Source organism: Microvirga arsenatis (genome assembly GCF_009910705.1).
Lineage (GTDB): Bacteria > Pseudomonadota > Alphaproteobacteria > Rhizobiales > Beijerinckiaceae > Microvirga > Microvirga arsenatis.
The window spans coordinates 111,879-128,697 of sequence record NZ_JAAAXJ010000005.1 but is presented as its reverse complement, the minus strand read 5'-3'; the positions used below and the strand labels follow the sequence as shown (position 1 = coordinate 128,697).

Below are 16,819 nucleotides of genomic sequence, written 5' to 3'. Positions count from 1 at the left end.
GCCGTGCTCGATCAGCCACTCCCCTCTCCCGGCTCACTCCGTTCGCCACCCTCCCCGCAGAGGGGGGAGGGTTGAGCACGTGCTTTAGCCCCGCAGCACCGCGCCCGTTTTCTTCGACACCTCGCCGACGATCTTGGCGGACACCGCCTCGATCTCCACGTCGGTGAGCGTCTTCTCCGTGGGCTGGAGGGTGACGGCGATGGCCACGGACTTCTTGTCCGGGTCGATGCCAGCGCCCTCGTAGACGTCGAACACGTCCACGCCCACGATCAGCCCGCGCTCGGCTCCCTGTGCCGCCTTCACGATGTCGCCGGCGGCCACGTCGCGCCCGACCACGAAGGCGAAGTCGCGGGTGAGGGGCTGGAAGTCGGGCAGGGTGAGCTTCGGCTTCATCTTGGTCGGCTTCGCCTTGGGCGGCGGAAGCGCGTTCAGATTGAGCTCGAAGGCCACCAGCGGCCCCTTCAGGTCGAGGGCCTTGAGCACCTTCGGGTGAACCTCGCCGAAGGCGCCGACCACGTTCTTCGGCCCGAACTGCAGGGTGCCCGAACGGCCCGGATGGAACCAGGCCGGGCCGCCGGCCACGATCTGGAGACCGCCGGACGGGATGCCGAGCGCCGCGAGCAGCGCCAGCACGTCGGCCTTGGCGTCGAAGGCATCGACGCTCTGCGCACCCCCATCCCAGTGACGGCCCACGCCCTCGGCCCGCGCCATGCCGCGACGGACGGCCGCCGCCTTGATCGACTGGCCTTCCGGCTCGTCGGAGGCGAAGGTCTGACCGACCTCGAAGAGAGCCACGTCACCGAAGCCGCGATCCGCATTGCGCTGCGCCGCCTTCAGCAGGCCCGGCAGCAGGCTCGGGCGCATGTCCGAGAGCTCGGACGCGATCGGGTTGGCGAGCGCGAGCCGCCCATCGCCGCCGCCGAACAGCTCCGCCTCGTCCTTGGCGATGAAGGACCAGGTGACGGCCTCCACCAATCCGCGCACGGCAAGCGCCCGGCGGGCGAGACGCGTGCGCTTCTGGATCAGAGTCAGGATGGGCTTGGCCACCGCATCCTCCAGGCGCGGCAGGGGCTTCGGCTCGATGCGGTCGAGGCCGGCGATGCGGACCACCTCCTCGACCAGATCCGCCTTGCCCTCGACATCGGGGCGCCAGGACGGCGGCGTGACGCTGACGCGCTCACCCGAACCCTGGACGGAGAAGCCCAGCTTCTTCAGGGTCGCCTCGGCTTCCGCAGGCGGCACGTCGAGGCCCGACAGGCGCGGAACCTCCGACCAGGGGAACTCGATGACGCGCTTGTCCTCCGGCACCTTGCCGGCGATCACGGCCTCAGTCGGCTCGCCGCCGCAGAGATCGACGACCATCTGGGTGGCGAGATCGAGCCCGGGAACGGTGAAGGCCGGATCCACGCCGCGCTCGAAGCGGTAGCGCGCATCGGTGATGATCCCGAGCTTGCGGCCGGTCTGCGCGATGTTCAGCGGATCCCAGAGCGCGGATTCGATCAGCACGTCGGTGGTGGTCTCGTCCGAGCCGGAATGCTCGCCGCCCATGATGCCGCCGATGGACTCGACCCCGTTGTCGTCGGCAATCACCACGATGCTCGGGTCGAGCTTGTAGGTGCGGGTATCGAGGGCCAGCACCTCCTCGCCCTCCTTGGCCCGGCGGACGGTGAGGTTGCCCTTCACCTTCTTGAAGTCGAAGACGTGGAGCGGACGGCCCCGGTCGAAGGTGACGTAGTTGGTGATGTCCACCAGCGCGTTGATCGGGCGCAGGCCGATGGCGAGCAGGCGGCGCTGCATCCATTCCGGCGACGGGCCGTTCTTCACGCCGCGCACGAGGCGCAGGGCGAAGGCGGGGCAGAGCTTCTCGTCCTCGATCGTCACCGAGACCGGGCAGGCGCCCCTGCCCTGCACGGGCGCAACCGCATCGCCCTTCAGCGTGCCGAGACCGGCCGCGGCGAGATCGCGGGCGATGCCGTGGATCGAGGTGCAGTCCGGGCGGTTCGGCGTGAGGTTGATCTCGATCACCGGATCGTCGAGGCCGGCATAGGCTGCGTAGGGCTGCCCTACGGGCGCATCCTCGGGCAGGTCGATGATGCCGTCGTGATCGTCGGAGATCCCGAGCTCCGAGCCCGAGCAGAGCATGCCCTTGCTCTCGACGCCGCGGATGGTGCCGACGCCGAGCGTGATGTTCTTGCCCGGAATGTAGGTGCCGGGCGGCGCGAAGACGCTCTTCATGCCCGTGCGGGCGTTGGGCGCGCCGCAGACCACCTGGATCGGGTCGCCTTCGCCCGTATCGACCATGCACACGCGCAGGCGATCGGCATTGGGGTGCTGCACGGCGGAGATCACATAGGCCACCTTGTACGGCGCCAGCGCCTTCGCCTTGTCCTCCACGCCCTCGACCTCGAGGCCGATGCGGGTGAGCGTCTCGACGATCTCGTCGAGGGAGGCCGAGGTGTCGAGGTGATCCTTCAGCCAGGAGAGGGTGAATTTCATAGCGTATCTCCTGCAATCGGCAGGTTGGATGGAATATGCGCGAAGATCGTATCGAGAACCGTGTCGAGCCCGGTCAGCACTTCGGCGTTCCAGAAGCGAAGGACTCGGTAACCCTGCGCGGTGAACCACGCATCTCTTGTCCGGTCCCGCTCAACGTGACGGTCGAAGCCATGTTGGGAGCCGTCAACCTCGATCACGATCCTTGCGGCGTGACAGACAAAATCCGCTACGTAAGGCCCCATCGGGGCTTGGCGGCGGATGTGCAGCCCCTGGAAGCGATGCGCCTTCAATGCATGCCAGAGCTTACGCTCGGCCGGCGTCATTGCACGGTGCAGCCGCTTGGCGTGAGAGCGCAACTGCGGCTTCACAGAGGCGTGTGCGAACCCATCCCCTCCCCCCTTGTGGGGGAGGGCCAGGGAGGGGGGTACGGCGCCATCGAGGCGACCGGTGCTCCCGGTCGACCCGTGGCTACCCCCCTCTCCATCTCTCCCCCACAAGGGGGGAGAGGGCTCTATGGGCTCGAGCGCGATCATCAGGACGTGAGGCCGCTGACGAGGCTCGGGATGTCGAGCGGGCGGAAGCCGTAATGGTTCAGCCAGCGCACATCGGCCTCGAAGAAGGGGCGCAGGTCGGGCATGCCGTATTTGAGCATGGCGATGCGATCGATGCCCATGCCCCAGGCGAAGCCCTGGACCTCGTCCGGATCGAGGCCGCAATTGCGCAGCACGTTCGGGTGGACCATGCCGCAGCCGAGGATCTCGAGCCAGTCCGTGCCCTCGCCGAAGCGGATCTCGCCGCCCTTGCGCGAGCACTGGATGTCGACCTCGGCCGAGGGCTCGGTGAAGGGGAAGAAGGACGGGCGGAACCGCATCTTCACCTGATCGACCTCGAAGAAGGCCTTGCAGAACTCCTCCAGGATCCACTTCATGTGCGCGATGTTGGCCTGCCTGTCGATGACGAGGCCCTCCACCTGGTGGAACATCGGCGTGTGGGTCTGGTCGGAGTCGTGCCGGTAGGTCCGGCCCGGGATGATGACCCGAATCGGCGGCTTCTGCGACGTCATCGTGCGGATCTGGACCGGCGAGGTATGGGTGCGCAGCACCTTGCGCTCGCCCTTCTCGTCGGGGGCGAGGAAGAAGGTGTCGTGCATCTCGCGGGCCGGATGGCCCTCGGGGAAGTTCAGCGCCGTGAAGTTGAGGTAGTCGGTCTCGATGTCCGGCCCCTCGGCCACGGAGAAGCCCATGTCGGCGAAGATCGCCGTCAGCTCCTCGATCACCTGGCTGATCGGGTGGATGCGGCCGCGGGATTCGGGCGCCTCGGGGACGGGGAGCGTCACGTCGATGCGCTCGGCGGACAGCCGCGCCTCGAGAGCGGCCTCGGCGAGCGTCTCCTTCTTGGCCAGGATCGCCCCTTGCACCTTGTCGCGCAGGCCGTTGATGAGGGGGCCGCGCTCCTTGCGCTCCTCCGGCGTCATGGCGCCGAGGGTCTTCAGGAGTTCGGAGACGGAGCCCTTCTTGCCGAGCGCCGAGACGCGCACGGCTTCGAGAGCCGCTTCGTCGCCGGCGGCATCGACCTGGGAGAGCAGGTCACGTTCGAGTTGGTTGAGATCGGTCATCGGTCCCTTGCCACATGGGAAGCGCTTTGAGTGAGGCGCGGCGCGGGAACCGTCAAGTCGTCCGAGCCGCAAGATGGCAACCGACAGCTCGCATCGGCCGTCAGCGCGGATGGTCTCGGAGAAGGGGGTTAAGGCGGTGCGGCTGAAAGCTCAGCCGCACCGAAGCAGTCTATCCGATTGTCAGGCGGCCTGCTGCGGCAGGGCGGCCTTGGCGCGCTCCACATAGGCGGCGAAGGCCGCCGGCTCGTGGATGGCCAGCTCGGACAGGACCTTGCGATCGACCTCGATCCCAGCCTTGCCGAGACCGTCGATAAATCGGGAATAGGTCAGGCCATGCATGCGGACGGCAGCGTTCAGGCGCTGGATCCAGAGCGCGCGGAAGGTGCGCTTCTTGTTGCGACGGTCGCGAGTGGCATATTGCATGCTCTTCTCGACCGCCTGCTTGGCGATGCGGATGGTATTCTTGCGACGGCCGTAGAAGCCTTTGGCTTGCTTCAGGACCTTCTTGTGCTTGGCGTGGGCGGTGACGCCCCGTTTGACGCGGGCCATTTAAAAAACTCCTTCAAAATCCGGGATCTGGGAAGAAAACCGCCTCAGCCGTTCGGCAGGTAGTACTTCTTCACGTTGTAGGCGTCGCCCTCGAACAGGGTGGTCGTGCCGCGCAGGTTGCGGATCTGCTTGTTCGACCGCTTAATCATCCCGTGGCGCTTGCCGGACTGGGCGTAAACGACCTTGCCGGTGCCAGTGATCTTGAAGCGCTTTTTCGCGCCCGATTTCGTCTTCAGCTTGGGCATTTGGCTCTCCTTTGGTCAGGCCCGGGAGCAGGCACACCGCCCCTTAGGCCCTGTCATTGCTGCATTGAGCAAAACAAACCGCCACGGCAGCCCTAACCAGCCGGGCGGTTCGATGAAGGCGGCCTTCTGCCATAAGGCCGCCGAAAAAGCAATGGCCGCCGGTGCATCGGCGGCCATGAGATCTCTACAGAGGGAAGCCCTCAGCGCGGCGCCAGGACCATGACGACCTGACGGCCCTCGAAGTTCGGCTCCATCTCGACCTTGGCGAGATCGCCCACATCGGCCTTGACCCGGTCCAGGACCTTCAGGCCGAGCTGCTGGTGAGCCATTTCGCGGCCGCGGAAGCGCAGGGTGATCTTCACCTTGTTGCCTTCCTCGAAGAAGCCCTTCATCGCCTTCATCTTGACCTCGTAGTCGTGGTCGTCGATGCCGGGACGCAGCTTGATCTCCTTGACCTCGACCGTCTTCTGCTTCTTGCGCGCCTCGGCCGCCTTCTTCTGCTCGAGGAAGCGGAACTTGCCGTAATCGAGGATCTTGCAGACGGGCGGAGTGGCGTTCGGGGAGATCTCCACGAGATCGAGCCCTGCCTCCTCGGCCGCCTTGAGGGCGTCGAAGAAGGGCATCACGCCCCTGTTCTGCCCGTTTTCGTCGATCAGCTGAACTTCGCGAACACCGCGAATGTCTCGGTTGGCGCGCGGTCCGTCCTTCTGCGGAACCGGCATGGGTCTCATTGGTCTGCGAATGGCTCTTATCTCCTGTTCAAGGGCCAGACCGAGGGGCCGGGATCCTCGAGGATCCCCGGTGCATGCTCAGCCTTGCCGCGAATGATTCGACATTTCGCGCAAACGCGCGGGAAGTCAACTTGTTCTATGGGCAAATCGGCCCTCCAGAAGGGCCGAATACACATCGAGGGTTCCGGACACCATGCGCTCGAGCGAGAAGTGGCGCTCCACATGGGACCGGGCTCTGGCAGCCAGGGCGATTCTGGCGCTGGCGCCGAGATTGAGGGCGGCGCCCACCGCCTCGGCCAGCGCATCGGCATCGCCGGGCGGGATCCGCCAGCCCGTCCGCTCGTGCGGGGGCACCGCCGGCGGGGCCAGCACCGTCTCGGGCACGGCGCCGAGATCCGACACCACCACGGGCGTTCCCATAGCCTGGGCCTCCACGGCCGAGCGGCCGAAGGCTTCGGGCTCGGTGGATGGCACGGTGACCACGGAAGCCGTCAGGAAGGCGGCCGGCATGTCGGTGCAATGGCCGACCCGGCGGACGATCCCTTTCAGCTTCTTCGCCTCGATCAGACTGTCGAGATCCTTCACGTAGGAATCCCGCCCCTGCGGATCGCCGGCGAGGATGTAGACGACATCGGTGAGGCCGGCATCCCGCAGCTTGGCGGCAGCCTCGATCAGCACCTTCTGTCCCTTCCAGCCGGTCAGGCGGGCAGCGAGCAGCACCACCCGCTCGTGGGGCGCCACCTCCCAGGCCTTGCGCAAGGACTCGACCCGCTCCGGCGTCACCGCGTGCGGGGAGAAGACGGCGAAATCCGTGCCCCGGTGGATCACCCGGATCCGCTCCCCCGCCTGGGGATAGACCGAGCGGATCAGCTCGCCCGTGTAGTGGGAATTGGCGATGACCGCATCGCCCCGGGCCATGACCGAATTGTACAGCACCTTGACGGAGGAACGGCCGGAATAGCTGCCGTGATAGGTGGTGACGAACGGGATGTTGAGGGAGCGCGCGGCACCCAGGGCCACCCAGGCCGGAGCCCGCGACCGGGCATGGACCAGGGACACCCGCTCGTCGTGGCAGATCCGGGCGAGCTTGCGCACGTTGAGCAGCATGGCAAACGGGTTCTTCGTCGCGGCCGGAAAGGGAATCCAGATGCCGCCCTTGGTCTGGAGCTCGCCCACCAGCCGACCGCCCTCGGTGGCAACCAGCGCCCGGGCGCCGGCCTGGACGAGACCCTCGGCGATGTCGACCGTGGTGCGCTCCGCCCCTCCCGCCTCGAGCTCGGGGACGATCTGAAGAACGGTCCGGCCCGTCAGCGGGTGCACGTGAGAGGACGGAAATGCCATCCCTCCGCCGGGGCGCGATGAAAAACTCACGGAAGTCAGAGCCTTCTCAAAAGAATCGTCCGAAAGAATCGTCTATGAACGCTTGCTTCAAAGCAGTTGAGGATGAGTTAACCATGCCGCAAAGCGTCACGGTCGGCCAGGATGCCCGCCCCATCGCCGTTCTCGCCCGGGAGGGCAAGGGCCCGCCCGTGGTCTGGCTCGGCGGCTTCAAGTCGGACATGCGGGCCACCAAGGCGACCGCCCTCGACGAATGGGCCGAAAGGTCCGGCAGGGCCATCGTGCGCTTCGACTACAGCGGGCACGGGGAATCCGGCGGCGTCTTCGAGGAGGGAACGATCTCGCGCTGGCTGGAAGAGGCGCTCGCGGTCATCGAAGCCTTCGTGAGGGAGCGCCCGATCCTCGTCGGCTCGTCCATGGGGGGCTGGATCAGCCTTCTGGCGGCGCGCCACCTCGCGGAGAAGCGCCCGGATCTCGCCCCCGCAGGGATGGTGCTCATCGCGCCGGCGGTGGACATGTCCGAGCGGCTGATGTGGGAGCGCTTCCCCGAGGAACTGAAGCGCAGCATCCAGGAGACCGGCGTCTATCACCGGCCCTCGGCCTATTCCGACGGTCCCTATCCGATCACCTGGCGGCTGATCGAGGACGGCCGCCGGCACCTGCTGCTCGGGCGGCCCATCCGGACCGGCTGCCCCGTTCATATCCTCCAGGGCATGCAGGACCCAGACGTGCCCTGGAGCCACGCGCTCGAGCTGGTCGAGCACCTGCCCGGGGACAGCGTGTCCCTCACCCTGATCAAGGACGGCGATCACCGTCTCTCGCGGCCCGAGGACATCGAACGGTTGATCGCGGCGGTTGCAGCGATCGCCTGAGTTGCAGGACGGGAGGGTGAGCCTAGTGCAGGCTCACCGTGGTCAGGTCATGCGCCCAGGCGTTGGCGACCGCAGCGTCGCGGTTGTCGGTGAGCAGGATGGGCTCGCCGCTAGCCGAGAGCAGCGCGAAGAGGCGCATGCCGGGCTGGAGCCTGGGAGCCTGGGGAAAGAGCCGGGCGACCTCGTCGGATCGAAGCGGCTTCACATAGGCCATCTGGCCAAGGCCCAGGGTCGCGAGTTCCGAAACATCCGGGATGGGGCGATTGCTGAAATGGGAGTTCATGGACATCTCCTTGTTGCGGATGCCGTCACACCTTGTCCGGTGCGCTGATGTCGATCTTGCGGATGATCCGCTCCGGCTCCGGCCGGACGAGATCGATCGACAGGAGCCCGTTGGACAGGTCCGCGCCCATCACCTCCATGCCATCGACGAGGAGGAAGGTGCGCTGGAACTGACGGGCGGCGATGCCGCGATGAAGGAAGTGCCTTGTCTTGTCGTCGGACTGACGCCCCCGGATGACGAGCTGGTTCTCCTCCAGGGTCACCTCCAGCTGGTCCCGGGTGAATCCGGCGACGGCCAGGGTGATGCGGAGGCGTTCGGGAGCGTTCTCGGTTCGAGCCAGACGCTCGATGTTGTAGGGCGGGTAACCGTCCCCTGCCGCCTTGGCGACCCGGTCGAGCGCCTGCTCGATCTCGTCGAAGCCTAACAGAAACGGATGCCCGAAGGGCGACTGACGCGACATGTTCGAAGCCCAAGGTTAGAGGCACTTCGGTTGGGTTTTGAGCCCGCTGGTGCGGCACTCAAGTGGCTCGAAACCGAGCCGCTGCCAGCAATATGGATACCGCGCCCTGCCCTATCAAGACCCCTGCCAAGCCGCTCCGGCAGGGACCGGATTCCAGGGTAAACGGAAGGTGGGGCAGCAGGCCTAGACCCGCTCCCGCCACCAGGCGATCTGCTCGGCCACCCGGACCGGGGACGTACCCCCGAAGCTCGTGCGGGAGCGGACGGAGTTCTCGACGCCGAGCACGTCGTAGATGCCCTGATGGATCCTGGGCTCCACCGCCTGCATGGCGTCGAGGGGCAGCTCCTCCAGGGTGCAGTCCCGCCTCTCCGCCTCGGAGACGATGCGTCCGGTGACATGGTGGGCGTCGCGGAAGGGGATGCCGAGGCTGCGCACGAGCCAGTCGGCCAAGTCCGTCGCGGTGGAGAACCCGGCCCCGGCCACCGCCGCCATGCGCTCCGGCACGGGCTCCAGGTCCCGGATCATGCCGGTGGTGGCGGCGAGCACGATCTCGAGGGTGTCGGCGGCGTCGAAGACCTGCTCCTTGTCCTCCTGCATGTCCTTGGAATAGGCGAGCGGCAGGCCCTTCATGACGGTGAGCAGGGAGACGAGCGCGCCGATCACGCGCCCGGTCTTGCCGCGCACCAGCTCGGCGGCGTCGGGATTGCGCTTCTGGGGCATCATGCTGGAGCCGGTGGTCCAGCGGTCCGGCAGGCGCACGAAGCCAAAAGGAGCCGACATCCAGATGATGATTTCCTCCGCAAGCCGCGACAGGTGCACGGCGCAGATGGAGGCGGCGGCCATGAACTCCAGAAGGCTGTCCCGGTCCGAAACGGTGTCGAGGGAGTTGCGGGTCGGCCCGTCGAAGCCGAGCGCCTTCGCGGTCATGTGCCGGTCGATGGGGAAGGACGTTCCGGCGAGCGCGCCGGCACCCAGGGGGCACTCGTTCAGGCGCCGGCGGGAGTCGCGGATGCGGCTGCGGTCGCGGCCGAACATCTCCACATAGGCCATGAGGTGATGCCCGAAGGTTACCGGCTGGGCACTCTGGAGATGGGTAAAGCCAGGCATCACGGTGCCGGCGTGGGCCTCGGCCTTGTCGAGGAGCGCCTTGATGAGGCCGGTCAGCTGTTCGTCCGCCCGGTCGTGGGCCTCGCGCACCCAGAGGCGGGCGTCGAGGGCCACCTGGTCGTTCCGGCTCCTGGCCGTGTGCAGGCGGGCCGCCGGATCGCCGATGATCTCGCGCAGGCGGCTTTCCACGTTCATGTGGATGTCCTCCAGCGCCGTGGAGAAGGCGAAGGAGCCGGACTCGATCTCGCCCAGCACCCGCTGCAACCCCTGATGGATCGCATCCCGGTCGCTCTCGGCGATGATCCCCTGCTTCGCCAGCATGGCGCTGTGGGCGATGGAGCCCTGGATGTCCTGGGAGGCCAGCCGCTTGTCGAAGTCGATGGAGGCATTGATGGCTTCCATGAGCGCGCTGGGCGAGGAGGAGAACCGCCCGCCCCACATGGCGTTGGCACCGGGTTTCTTGGCTTCTTCGGACACTGTGCTTCATCCCATCGAGAAGGTTCGGGAGCCTTTGCCACAGATTGCGCCCCGAGGCCAACCCGGATTGCTGCACCGCGATTGGGCAGGGCCTGTGCAAAGTTTGCCAGTTTAAAACCAGTTGATAGACTCGACAGCGCTCGTGTGATTTGCATTCATACTGGCGCAACAAAAAGCGCTCCGAGCGCTCCTAAGGGAACTGGCCAAATGAAGATGCTTCCGAAATTCCTCCTATCCGCCGCCATGGTCGTCACCATGGCGACCTCGTTCTCTGCTGTACAGGCAGCGACCCCGCCGGACACCCTCGTCCAGGCCTGGCAGAGCGACGACATCATTACGCTCGATCCGGCCGAGGTGTTCGAGTTCAGCGCGTCCGAGATCATGGGCAACACCTATGAGCGCCTGGTCGCCTACGACATCAAGGACGTGTCCAAGATCTACGGCCAGGTCGCGGAGTCCTGGACGGTCTCCCCGGACGGCAAGACCTATACCTTCAAGATCAAGCCCAACAGGAAGTTCGCCTCCGGCAACCCGATCACGGCCGAGGACGTGGTCTACTCGCTCCACCGCGCCGTTACGCTCGACAAGACCCCGGCCTTCATCCTGGGCCAGTTCGGCTTCACGAAGGACAACGTGAAGGACAAGATCAAGCAGACCGGGCCGATGGAGCTCACCATCGAGGTGGACAAGCCCTACGCCCCGACCCTGGTTCTCTACTGCCTCGGCAACTCGGTCGCCTCGATCGTCGACAAGAAGCTGGTGACCCAGAACGAGAAGGACGGCGACTGGGGCTACAACTGGCTCAAGACGAAGTATGCCGGCTCCGGCCCCTACATCATGCGCGACTGGAAGGCCAACGAGGTCCTGGTCCTGGAGCGCAACCCGAATTACGAGAAGAAGACCCCTCTCGCCCGCGTCATCTTCCGCCATATCAAGGAGACCGCCAGCCAGCGCCTTCTGCTCGAGAAGGGCGACATCGACGTGGCCCGCAACCTGAACCCGGAAGAGATCACCGCGGTCTCCAAGAACCCGGACATCAAGATCCAGAGCGCGCCTAAGGGCACGGTCTACTATCTCGGCCTCAACCAGAAGAACCCGAACCTGGCCAAGCCCGAGGTTCGCCAGGCCCTCAAGTACCTCATCGACTACCAGGCGATCGCCGACACGATCATGAAGTACAAGGGCGACGTTCATCAGAACTTCCTGCCCAAGGGCTTCCTCGGCGCCGAGACGAACAACCCCTACAAGCTGGACATCGCCAAGGCGAAGGAGCTTCTGGCCAAGGCCGGCCTGAAGGACGGCTTCTCGGTGACCATGGACACCCGCTCCACCTCGGAGATCATGGGCATCGCCCAGGCCATGCAGTCGACCTTCGCGCAGGCGGGCATTAAGCTCGAGATCCTGCCGATGGACTCCAAGCAGGCCCTGACCAAGTACCGCGCCCGCCAGCACGACATCTATATCGGCAACTGGGGCTCGGATTATCAGGACCCGAACTCGAACGCCGACACCTTCGCGGCCAACGAGGACAACTCGGACAACGCGAAGGCCAAGCCCCTCGCCTGGCGCAATGCCTGGGATCCGGGCCCGCTGACCGCCAAGACCCGCGCTGCGGTGATGGAGCGTGACGGCGAGAAGCGTGCGCAGATGTACAAGGAGCTGCAGAAGTCGGTTGCCGACGACGGCCCGTTCGTGATCTTCCTGCAGCAGACGGAAGTCGCCGCCGTGCGCAAGAACGTGGACAACTTCGTCCTCGGCCCGTCGTTCAGCGACAACGACGTGTCCCAGACCAAGAAGAACTGACGCCTCGATGGTTTCAGCAGTCATGAACGGGGGCGGAGGGCACGGCAGTGCCCTCCGCTCCTTCCTTAAGCAACTCGCTCAGTTCGTCGTTATCCTGGCGACGACCCTCCTCGGCCTCGTGGCCGTCACCTTCTTCATCGGCCGCGTCGTCCCCATCGACCCTGTGATCGCCATCGTCGGCGACCGCGCCCCCGCTCATGTCTACGAGCGCGTCCGGACGGAGCTTGGCCTCGACCGTCCCTTGATCGAGCAGTTCGTCATCTACGTGAAGAAGGCGGCGACCGGCGATTTCGGCAATTCCGTTCTCACCACGAACCCGGTGATGACGGACATCGCCAACGTCTTTCCCGCGACGCTGGAGCTTGCGACCCTCGGGACCCTGATCGGCGTCATCATCGGCGTTCCGCTCGGCGTTCTCGCCGCGGTGAAGCGCGGCACGCTGATCGACCAGTTCGTGCGCGTGCTCGGCCTCGTGGGCTATTCCGTGCCCATCTTCTGGCTCGGTCTCATGGGCCTGTTGCTGTTCTACGCCAAGCTCGGCTGGGTGGCGGGACCGGGGCGCATCGACGTGACCTATTCCTACCTCTACACGCCCGTGACCGGCATCGTGCTCCTGGACACCGCCATGCAGGGGCAATGGGATGCGTTCTGGGACGCGGTGTCCCACGTCATCCTGCCCGCGTGCCTGCTGGGCTATTTCTCGCTCGCCTACATCAGCCGCATGACGCGCTCCTTCATGCTCAACGAGCTGGCGCAGGAATACGTGATCGCGGCGCGCGTGAAGGGCCTCTCCGAGGCACGCGTGATCTGGCGCCACGCCCTGCGCAACGCGGCCGTGCCCCTGATTACGGTCATCGCCCTCTCCTATGCCAACCTGCTCGAAGGCTCGGTGCTCACCGAGACGGTGTTCGCCTGGCCGGGACTGGGCCAGTACATCACCAATTCCCTGCAGAACGCGGACATGAATGCGGTGCTCGGCGGAACCCTCGTGATCGGAACCGTCTTCGTGCTGCTCAATCTCGTGTCCGACCTGCTCTACCGTCTGCTCGATCCGAGGACCCGCTGATGGCAGGCAGCCCTCTCGCCGAACAACCGTCAAGCCTCCGTGCCTGGCTGCTCTCGCCCGAGCCGAATTCCCGCTGGCAGGCCCGCCTCGGCCGCTTCTATCTCGGCTGGCGCGCCTTCACCCGGAACCCGCTCGCGGTGGTGGGCTTAGGCATCGTCGTACTCCTGATCCTCATGGCGATCTTCGCCGACGTGATCGCTCCCTATTCTCCCGTCGCCGGCGGCGACTTGCGCACGGAGCGCCTGCTGCCGCCGAGCGAGACGTTCTGGCTCGGCACCGACGACCAGGGGCGGGACATCTTCTCGCGCATCGTCCACGGCTCGCGCATCACGCTCCTGGTCATCGTGCTGGTGGCGCTGATCGCAACGCCCATCGGCCTCCTGGTCGGCACGGTGTCCGGCTATCTCGGCGGCTGGGTCGACACGGTGCTGATGCGCACCACCGACATCTTCCTCGCCTTCCCGCGCCTGATCCTGGCGCTCGCCTTCGTGGCGGCCTTGGGGCCAGGGATCGAGAACGCGATCATCGCGATTGCCATCACGTCCTGGCCCCCCTACGCCCGCATCGCCCGCGCCGAGACGCTGATGGTCCGCAACAGCGACTTCATCGCGGCGGTGCGCCTGCAGGGCGCCTCCACGCCGCGCATCATCATGGGCCACGTGGTGCCGCTCTGCGTCTCGTCGCTCATCGTGCGCGTGACGCTGGACATGGCGGGCATCATCCTCACCGCGGCGGGCCTCGGCTTCCTTGGCCTCGGGGCGCAGCCGCCACAGCCGGAATGGGGTGCCATGGTGGCGACGGGCCGCAACTACCTCATCGACCAATGGTGGGTCGCCGCCATGCCGGGCATCGCCATCTTCGTGGTGAGCCTCGGCTTCAACCTGCTCGGCGACGGCCTGCGCGACGTTCTCGATCCGAAGGCCGCCAAATGACGAAGCCGCTTCTCGACGTCGAAGACCTGCGCGTGCGCTTTCACCTGCGCACCGGCACCGTGGAGGCGGTGCGCGGCGTGTCCTTCCAGCTCGGCCGCGAGCGACTCGGCATCGTGGGCGAGTCGGGTTCCGGCAAGTCGCAGACCGGGCGCGCCATTCTCGGCCTCACCCCGCCTCCCGGCGAGGTGACGGCGAAGCGTCTCGCCTTCGACGGCATCGACCTCACCACCGCCTCGAAGCGCACCCTCCGCGAGCTGCGCGGCGGGCGCATCAGCATGGTGATGCAGGACCCGAAATACTCGCTCAACCCGGTCATGACCATCGGCGAGCAGATCATCGAGGCCTATCAGGCTCATGCGAAGGCCAGCCGCAGCGAGGCCCGCGACAAGGCGCTGGCCATGCTGGAGGCGGTGAAGATGCGCGACCCCGGCCGCGTCTTCTCCCTGTACCCGCACGAGGTGTCGGGCGGCATGGGCCAGCGCGCCATGATCGCCATGATGCTCGTGACCGATCCCGACCTGCTCATCGCCGACGAGCCGACTTCGGCCCTCGACGTGACGGTATCCATGGAGGTTCTTCGCATCCTCGACGAGCTCGTCACCGAGCGCGGCATGGGCCTCATCTTCATCTCGCACGATCTCAAGCTCGTGTCCTCCTTCTGCGACCGGGTGCTGGTGATGTATGCCGGGCGCGTGGTGGAGGAGCTGGAGGCGAAGAACCTTCGCGAGGCTCAGCATCCCTATACGCAAGGGCTGATGCGCTGCCTGCCCACGCTGGCGAACGACGTCCGCCCCCTTCCCACCCTGAACCGCGACCCGTCCTGGGCCTTGTGAGGGGAGAAGCGATGCTCGATATCCAGAACCTCAACGTCGTCTATGGAACGGGCCGACTCAGGGTCGATGCGGTCAAGAACGTGAGCTTCCATGTGGAGTCCGGCGCCGCCTACGGCCTCGTAGGCGAGTCCGGATCCGGCAAGTCCACAGTGCTGCGCGCCATCTGCGGTCTGGCCCCCATCACCGGCGGCCGCGTTCGGGTCGACGGGCAGGAAGTCACCACGCCGCGCGGCAAGGCCTTCTACCGCACGGTCCAGATGGTCTTCCAGGATCCCTACGCTTCCCTCCATCCGCGCCACACGGTCGACCGCACGCTCTCCGAGCCGCTCGCCATCCACGGCGAGAAGGATGCGGAGGCGCGCATCCTGCAGGCCCTGCGCGAGGTAGGCCTCGGTCCCTCCTTCCGCTTCCGCTACCCGCACCAGCTCTCGGGCGGCCAGCGCCAGCGCATCGCCATCGCCCGCGCGCTGATCCTGCGGCCGAAGGTGCTGCTCCTCGACGAGCCGACCTCGGCGCTCGATGCCTCCGTGCAGGCCGAGATCCTGAACCTGCTTGACGACCTGCGCCGGCGGTTGGGCCTCACCTACATTCTGGTGAGCCACGATCTTGCGGTGGTGGCCCACCTGTGCGAGCGCCTGCTCGTGATGCAGCACGGCGAGGCGGTGGAGGAAACCACCGCCGATGCGCTGCGCTCGGGCGTGGCCTCCAACCCCTACACCCAGGCGCTCATCCAGGCGAGCCGCGGCTTCACGCGCGCCGACAAGCCTTCCGTTCAGGCCCTCGCGGGCTGACTTCTCATGACCTCCAACCGTTCGATGTGAAACGATGCCCCTTTCCTCCCCGATGCCTGTCTTCGACGGCCACAACGACGTGCTGCTGCGCCTGATGCGCGGCAAGATCCCGCCGGAGCAGGCCTTCCTGGAGGGCGACAATCTCGGCCATCTCGACTGGCCGCGCATGAGGCAGGGCGGCTTCGTGGGCGGGTTCTTCGCGGTCTATGTGCCCTCCGAGAACGTGGGCGTCGACGTGGACACGCTGATGACCCACGCGCAGTACGACGTGCCCCTCCCCCCGGAGCTGCCGCTGGCTTCGAGCCAGCAGGTGACGGTGCACATGTCCTCGCTGCTGATGCGCATCGAACGCGCGTCGAAGGGTGAGGTGAAGATCTGCCGCACCGCCGCCGACATCCGCCACTGCATCGATCAGGGCAAGCTCGCCGCGATCCTCCACATCGAGGGGGCGGAGGGCATCGACCCCGATCTCCATATGCTCGACGTGCTCTACGAGGGCGGCCTGCGCTCCATCGGGCCGGTCTGGAGCCGTCCCAACGCCTTCGGCCACGGCGTGCCCTTCCGCTATCCCTCGACCCCGGATACGGGGCCGGGCCTCACGGACCGCGGGCTCGAGCTGGTACGCGCCTGCAACCGTCTCAAGATCATGATCGACCTCTCGCACCTGAACGAGAAGGGATTCTGGGACGTGGCGCGGCTCTCCGACGCGCCGCTCGTCGCCACCCATTCCAATGCGTGGGAGATCTGCCGGCACTCGCGCAACCTGACGGACAAGCAGCTTGACGCGATCCGCGAGAGCCGCGGCATGGTGGGCGTGAACTTCGCCACCTCCTTCATCCGGCCCGACGGCCAGCGCAACGACCACACGCCGCTCGATGAGATGATCCGCCACATGGATCATCTCATCGAGCATGTTGGCGTGGACGGCGTCGGCTTCGGCTCCGATTTCGACGGAGCCACCATCCCGGCCGAGATCGGCGACGTGCGCGGCCTGCCCCGGCTCGTCGACGCCATGCGCCGCCACGGCTACGACGACGCAACCCTGCGCAAGCTCTGCTACGAGAACTGGGTTAACGTGCTGGAGCGCACGTGGGGGCGGTGACCGGTTCGGAAGCTCGGCACCCCTCTTCCGTCATGGCCGGGCTTGTCCCGGCCATCTCGTTTTGAAGAGCGCTACCCCTTTCCCATCGAGATCACCGGCACAAGGCCGGTGATGACATG

At 66.3% G+C, this 16,819-nt stretch carries 17 protein-coding genes; 7 read left to right on the top strand and 10 right to left on the bottom strand.

The window, feature by feature from the left end:
* Positions 1-84 precede the first annotated feature (84 nt).
* The 7 genes from pheT to GR303_RS11740 all read right to left on the bottom strand — a co-directional run bounded on the left by pheT (position 85) and on the right by GR303_RS11740 (position 6,977).
* Positions 85-2,496 (bottom strand): phenylalanine--tRNA ligase subunit beta, encoded by a 2,412-nt coding sequence (gene pheT, locus GR303_RS11770; protein ID WP_161723413.1) that lies wholly within the window; start codon positions 2,494-2,496, stop codon positions 85-87.
* The gene (locus tag GR303_RS25150; RefSeq protein ID WP_425515147.1) at positions 2,493-2,864 is read right to left on the bottom strand and encodes an endonuclease domain-containing protein; all 372 of its coding nucleotides are present in this window, start codon (positions 2,862-2,864) and stop codon (positions 2,493-2,495) included. Before GR303_RS25150 ends, pheT begins: the two co-directional genes overlap by 4 nt.
* A gap of 164 nt (positions 2,865-3,028) precedes the next feature.
* On the bottom strand, positions 3,029-4,111 hold the full coding sequence (gene pheS, locus GR303_RS11760; protein WP_161723411.1) for a phenylalanine--tRNA ligase subunit alpha: 1,083 nt from the start codon (positions 4,109-4,111) through the stop codon (positions 3,029-3,031).
* A gap of 180 nt (positions 4,112-4,291) precedes the next feature.
* Positions 4,292-4,660 carry a 50S ribosomal protein L20 gene (rplT, locus tag GR303_RS11755; protein WP_161723410.1) on the bottom strand — a complete coding sequence of 123 codons (369 nt, stop codon included), beginning with the start codon at positions 4,658-4,660 and terminating at the stop codon, positions 4,292-4,294.
* Between the two features lie 44 nt (positions 4,661-4,704).
* Positions 4,705-4,905, bottom strand: coding sequence for a 50S ribosomal protein L35 (gene rpmI / locus GR303_RS11750; RefSeq protein ID WP_161723409.1), 201 nt, complete (start codon positions 4,903-4,905; stop codon positions 4,705-4,707).
* 200 nt (positions 4,906-5,105) lie between these two features.
* A complete protein-coding gene (gene infC / locus GR303_RS11745; protein WP_246205615.1) occupies positions 5,106-5,627 on the bottom strand; it encodes a translation initiation factor IF-3 in 522 nt (173 codons plus the stop codon).
* A 135-nt stretch (positions 5,628-5,762) separates the two neighbouring features.
* Positions 5,763-6,977: a glycosyltransferase family 4 protein gene (locus GR303_RS11740; RefSeq protein WP_161723407.1), complete on the bottom strand. Its 1,215-nt coding sequence runs from the start codon at positions 6,975-6,977 to the stop codon at positions 5,763-5,765.
* 113 nt (positions 6,978-7,090) lie between these two features.
* Between GR303_RS11740 and GR303_RS11735 the strand changes: the two genes are divergently transcribed.
* Entirely contained in the window at positions 7,091-7,846 is a 756-nt protein-coding gene (locus tag GR303_RS11735) for an alpha/beta hydrolase (protein ID WP_161723406.1), read from the top strand.
* A gap of 22 nt (positions 7,847-7,868) precedes the next feature.
* Here GR303_RS11735 and GR303_RS11730 read toward each other — a convergent pair whose 3' ends face one another.
* The 3 genes from GR303_RS11730 to argH form a co-directional block, all read right to left on the bottom strand.
* The gene (locus GR303_RS11730) at positions 7,869-8,129 is read right to left on the bottom strand and encodes a BQ00720 family protein (RefSeq protein WP_161723405.1); all 261 of its coding nucleotides are present in this window, start codon (positions 8,127-8,129) and stop codon (positions 7,869-7,871) included.
* Between the two features lie 25 nt (positions 8,130-8,154).
* Entirely contained in the window at positions 8,155-8,589 is a 435-nt protein-coding gene (locus GR303_RS11725) for an Hsp20 family protein (protein ID WP_161723404.1), read from the bottom strand.
* A 183-nt stretch (positions 8,590-8,772) separates the two neighbouring features.
* Positions 8,773-10,173, bottom strand: a complete 1,401-nt coding sequence (gene argH / locus GR303_RS11720; protein ID WP_425487107.1) for an argininosuccinate lyase — start codon at positions 10,171-10,173, stop codon at positions 8,773-8,775.
* Positions 10,174-10,380: 207 nt separating this feature from the next.
* Between argH and GR303_RS11715 the strand changes: the two genes are divergently transcribed.
* Genes GR303_RS11715 through GR303_RS11690 form a run of 6 tightly spaced genes read left to right on the top strand, consistent with a single transcriptional unit; the run spans position 10,381 to position 16,700 of the window.
* Entirely contained in the window at positions 10,381-11,976 is a 1,596-nt protein-coding gene (locus GR303_RS11715; RefSeq protein WP_161723403.1) for an ABC transporter substrate-binding protein, read from the top strand.
* A gap of 22 nt (positions 11,977-11,998) precedes the next feature.
* Complete coding sequence (locus GR303_RS11710; protein WP_161723499.1) at positions 11,999-13,042, top strand: ABC transporter permease; 1,044 nt, start codon at positions 11,999-12,001, stop codon at positions 13,040-13,042.
* Positions 13,042-13,974 carry an ABC transporter permease gene (locus GR303_RS11705; RefSeq protein WP_161723402.1) on the top strand — a complete coding sequence of 311 codons (933 nt, stop codon included), beginning with the start codon at positions 13,042-13,044 and terminating at the stop codon, positions 13,972-13,974. Before GR303_RS11710 ends, GR303_RS11705 begins: the two co-directional genes overlap by 1 nt.
* Positions 13,971-14,807 (top strand): ABC transporter ATP-binding protein, encoded by an 837-nt coding sequence (locus GR303_RS11700; RefSeq protein WP_161723401.1) that lies wholly within the window; start codon positions 13,971-13,973, stop codon positions 14,805-14,807. The genes GR303_RS11705 and GR303_RS11700 overlap by 4 nt, the downstream gene beginning before the upstream one ends.
* An 11-nt stretch (positions 14,808-14,818) precedes the next feature.
* Positions 14,819-15,598 (top strand): ABC transporter ATP-binding protein, encoded by a 780-nt coding sequence (locus tag GR303_RS11695; RefSeq protein ID WP_161723400.1) that lies wholly within the window; start codon positions 14,819-14,821, stop codon positions 15,596-15,598.
* 34 nt (positions 15,599-15,632) lie between these two features.
* The gene (locus GR303_RS11690; protein WP_161723399.1) at positions 15,633-16,700 is read left to right on the top strand and encodes a dipeptidase; all 1,068 of its coding nucleotides are present in this window, start codon (positions 15,633-15,635) and stop codon (positions 16,698-16,700) included.
* Positions 16,701-16,819: the final 119 nt, after the last annotated feature.

Excerpts from the sequence above, each read along its gene's own strand:
- GR303_RS11730 (WP_161723405.1), bottom strand. The coding sequence starts at position 8,129 with ATGAACTCCCATTTCAGCAATCGCCCCATCCCGGATGTTTCGGAACTC.
- GR303_RS11735 (WP_161723406.1), top strand. The coding sequence starts at position 7,091 with ATGCCGCAAAGCGTCACGGTCGGCCAGGATGCCCGCCCCATCGCCGTT.
- GR303_RS11700 (WP_161723401.1), top strand. The coding sequence starts at position 13,971 with ATGACGAAGCCGCTTCTCGACGTCGAAGACCTGCGCGTGCGCTTTCAC.
- infC (WP_246205615.1), bottom strand. The coding sequence starts at position 5,627 with ATGCCGGTTCCGCAGAAGGACGGACCGCGCGCCAACCGAGACATTCGC.
- GR303_RS11715 (WP_161723403.1), top strand. The coding sequence starts at position 10,381 with ATGAAGATGCTTCCGAAATTCCTCCTATCCGCCGCCATGGTCGTCACC.
- GR303_RS11705 (WP_161723402.1), top strand. The coding sequence starts at position 13,042 with ATGGCAGGCAGCCCTCTCGCCGAACAACCGTCAAGCCTCCGTGCCTGG.
- GR303_RS11695 (WP_161723400.1), top strand. The coding sequence starts at position 14,819 with ATGCTCGATATCCAGAACCTCAACGTCGTCTATGGAACGGGCCGACTC.
- GR303_RS11725 (WP_161723404.1), bottom strand. The coding sequence starts at position 8,589 with ATGTCGCGTCAGTCGCCCTTCGGGCATCCGTTTCTGTTAGGCTTCGAC.
- GR303_RS11690 (WP_161723399.1), top strand. The coding sequence starts at position 15,633 with ATGCCCCTTTCCTCCCCGATGCCTGTCTTCGACGGCCACAACGACGTG.
- rpmI (WP_161723409.1), bottom strand. The coding sequence starts at position 4,905 with ATGCCCAAGCTGAAGACGAAATCGGGCGCGAAAAAGCGCTTCAAGATC.
- rplT (WP_161723410.1), bottom strand. The coding sequence starts at position 4,660 with ATGGCCCGCGTCAAACGGGGCGTCACCGCCCACGCCAAGCACAAGAAG.
- GR303_RS11740 (WP_161723407.1), bottom strand. The coding sequence starts at position 6,977 with ATGGCATTTCCGTCCTCTCACGTGCACCCGCTGACGGGCCGGACCGTT.
- pheS (WP_161723411.1), bottom strand. The coding sequence starts at position 4,111 with ATGACCGATCTCAACCAACTCGAACGTGACCTGCTCTCCCAGGTCGAT.
- pheT (WP_161723413.1), bottom strand. The coding sequence starts at position 2,496 with ATGAAATTCACCCTCTCCTGGCTGAAGGATCACCTCGACACCTCGGCC.
- GR303_RS11710 (WP_161723499.1), top strand. The coding sequence starts at position 11,999 with ATGAACGGGGGCGGAGGGCACGGCAGTGCCCTCCGCTCCTTCCTTAAG.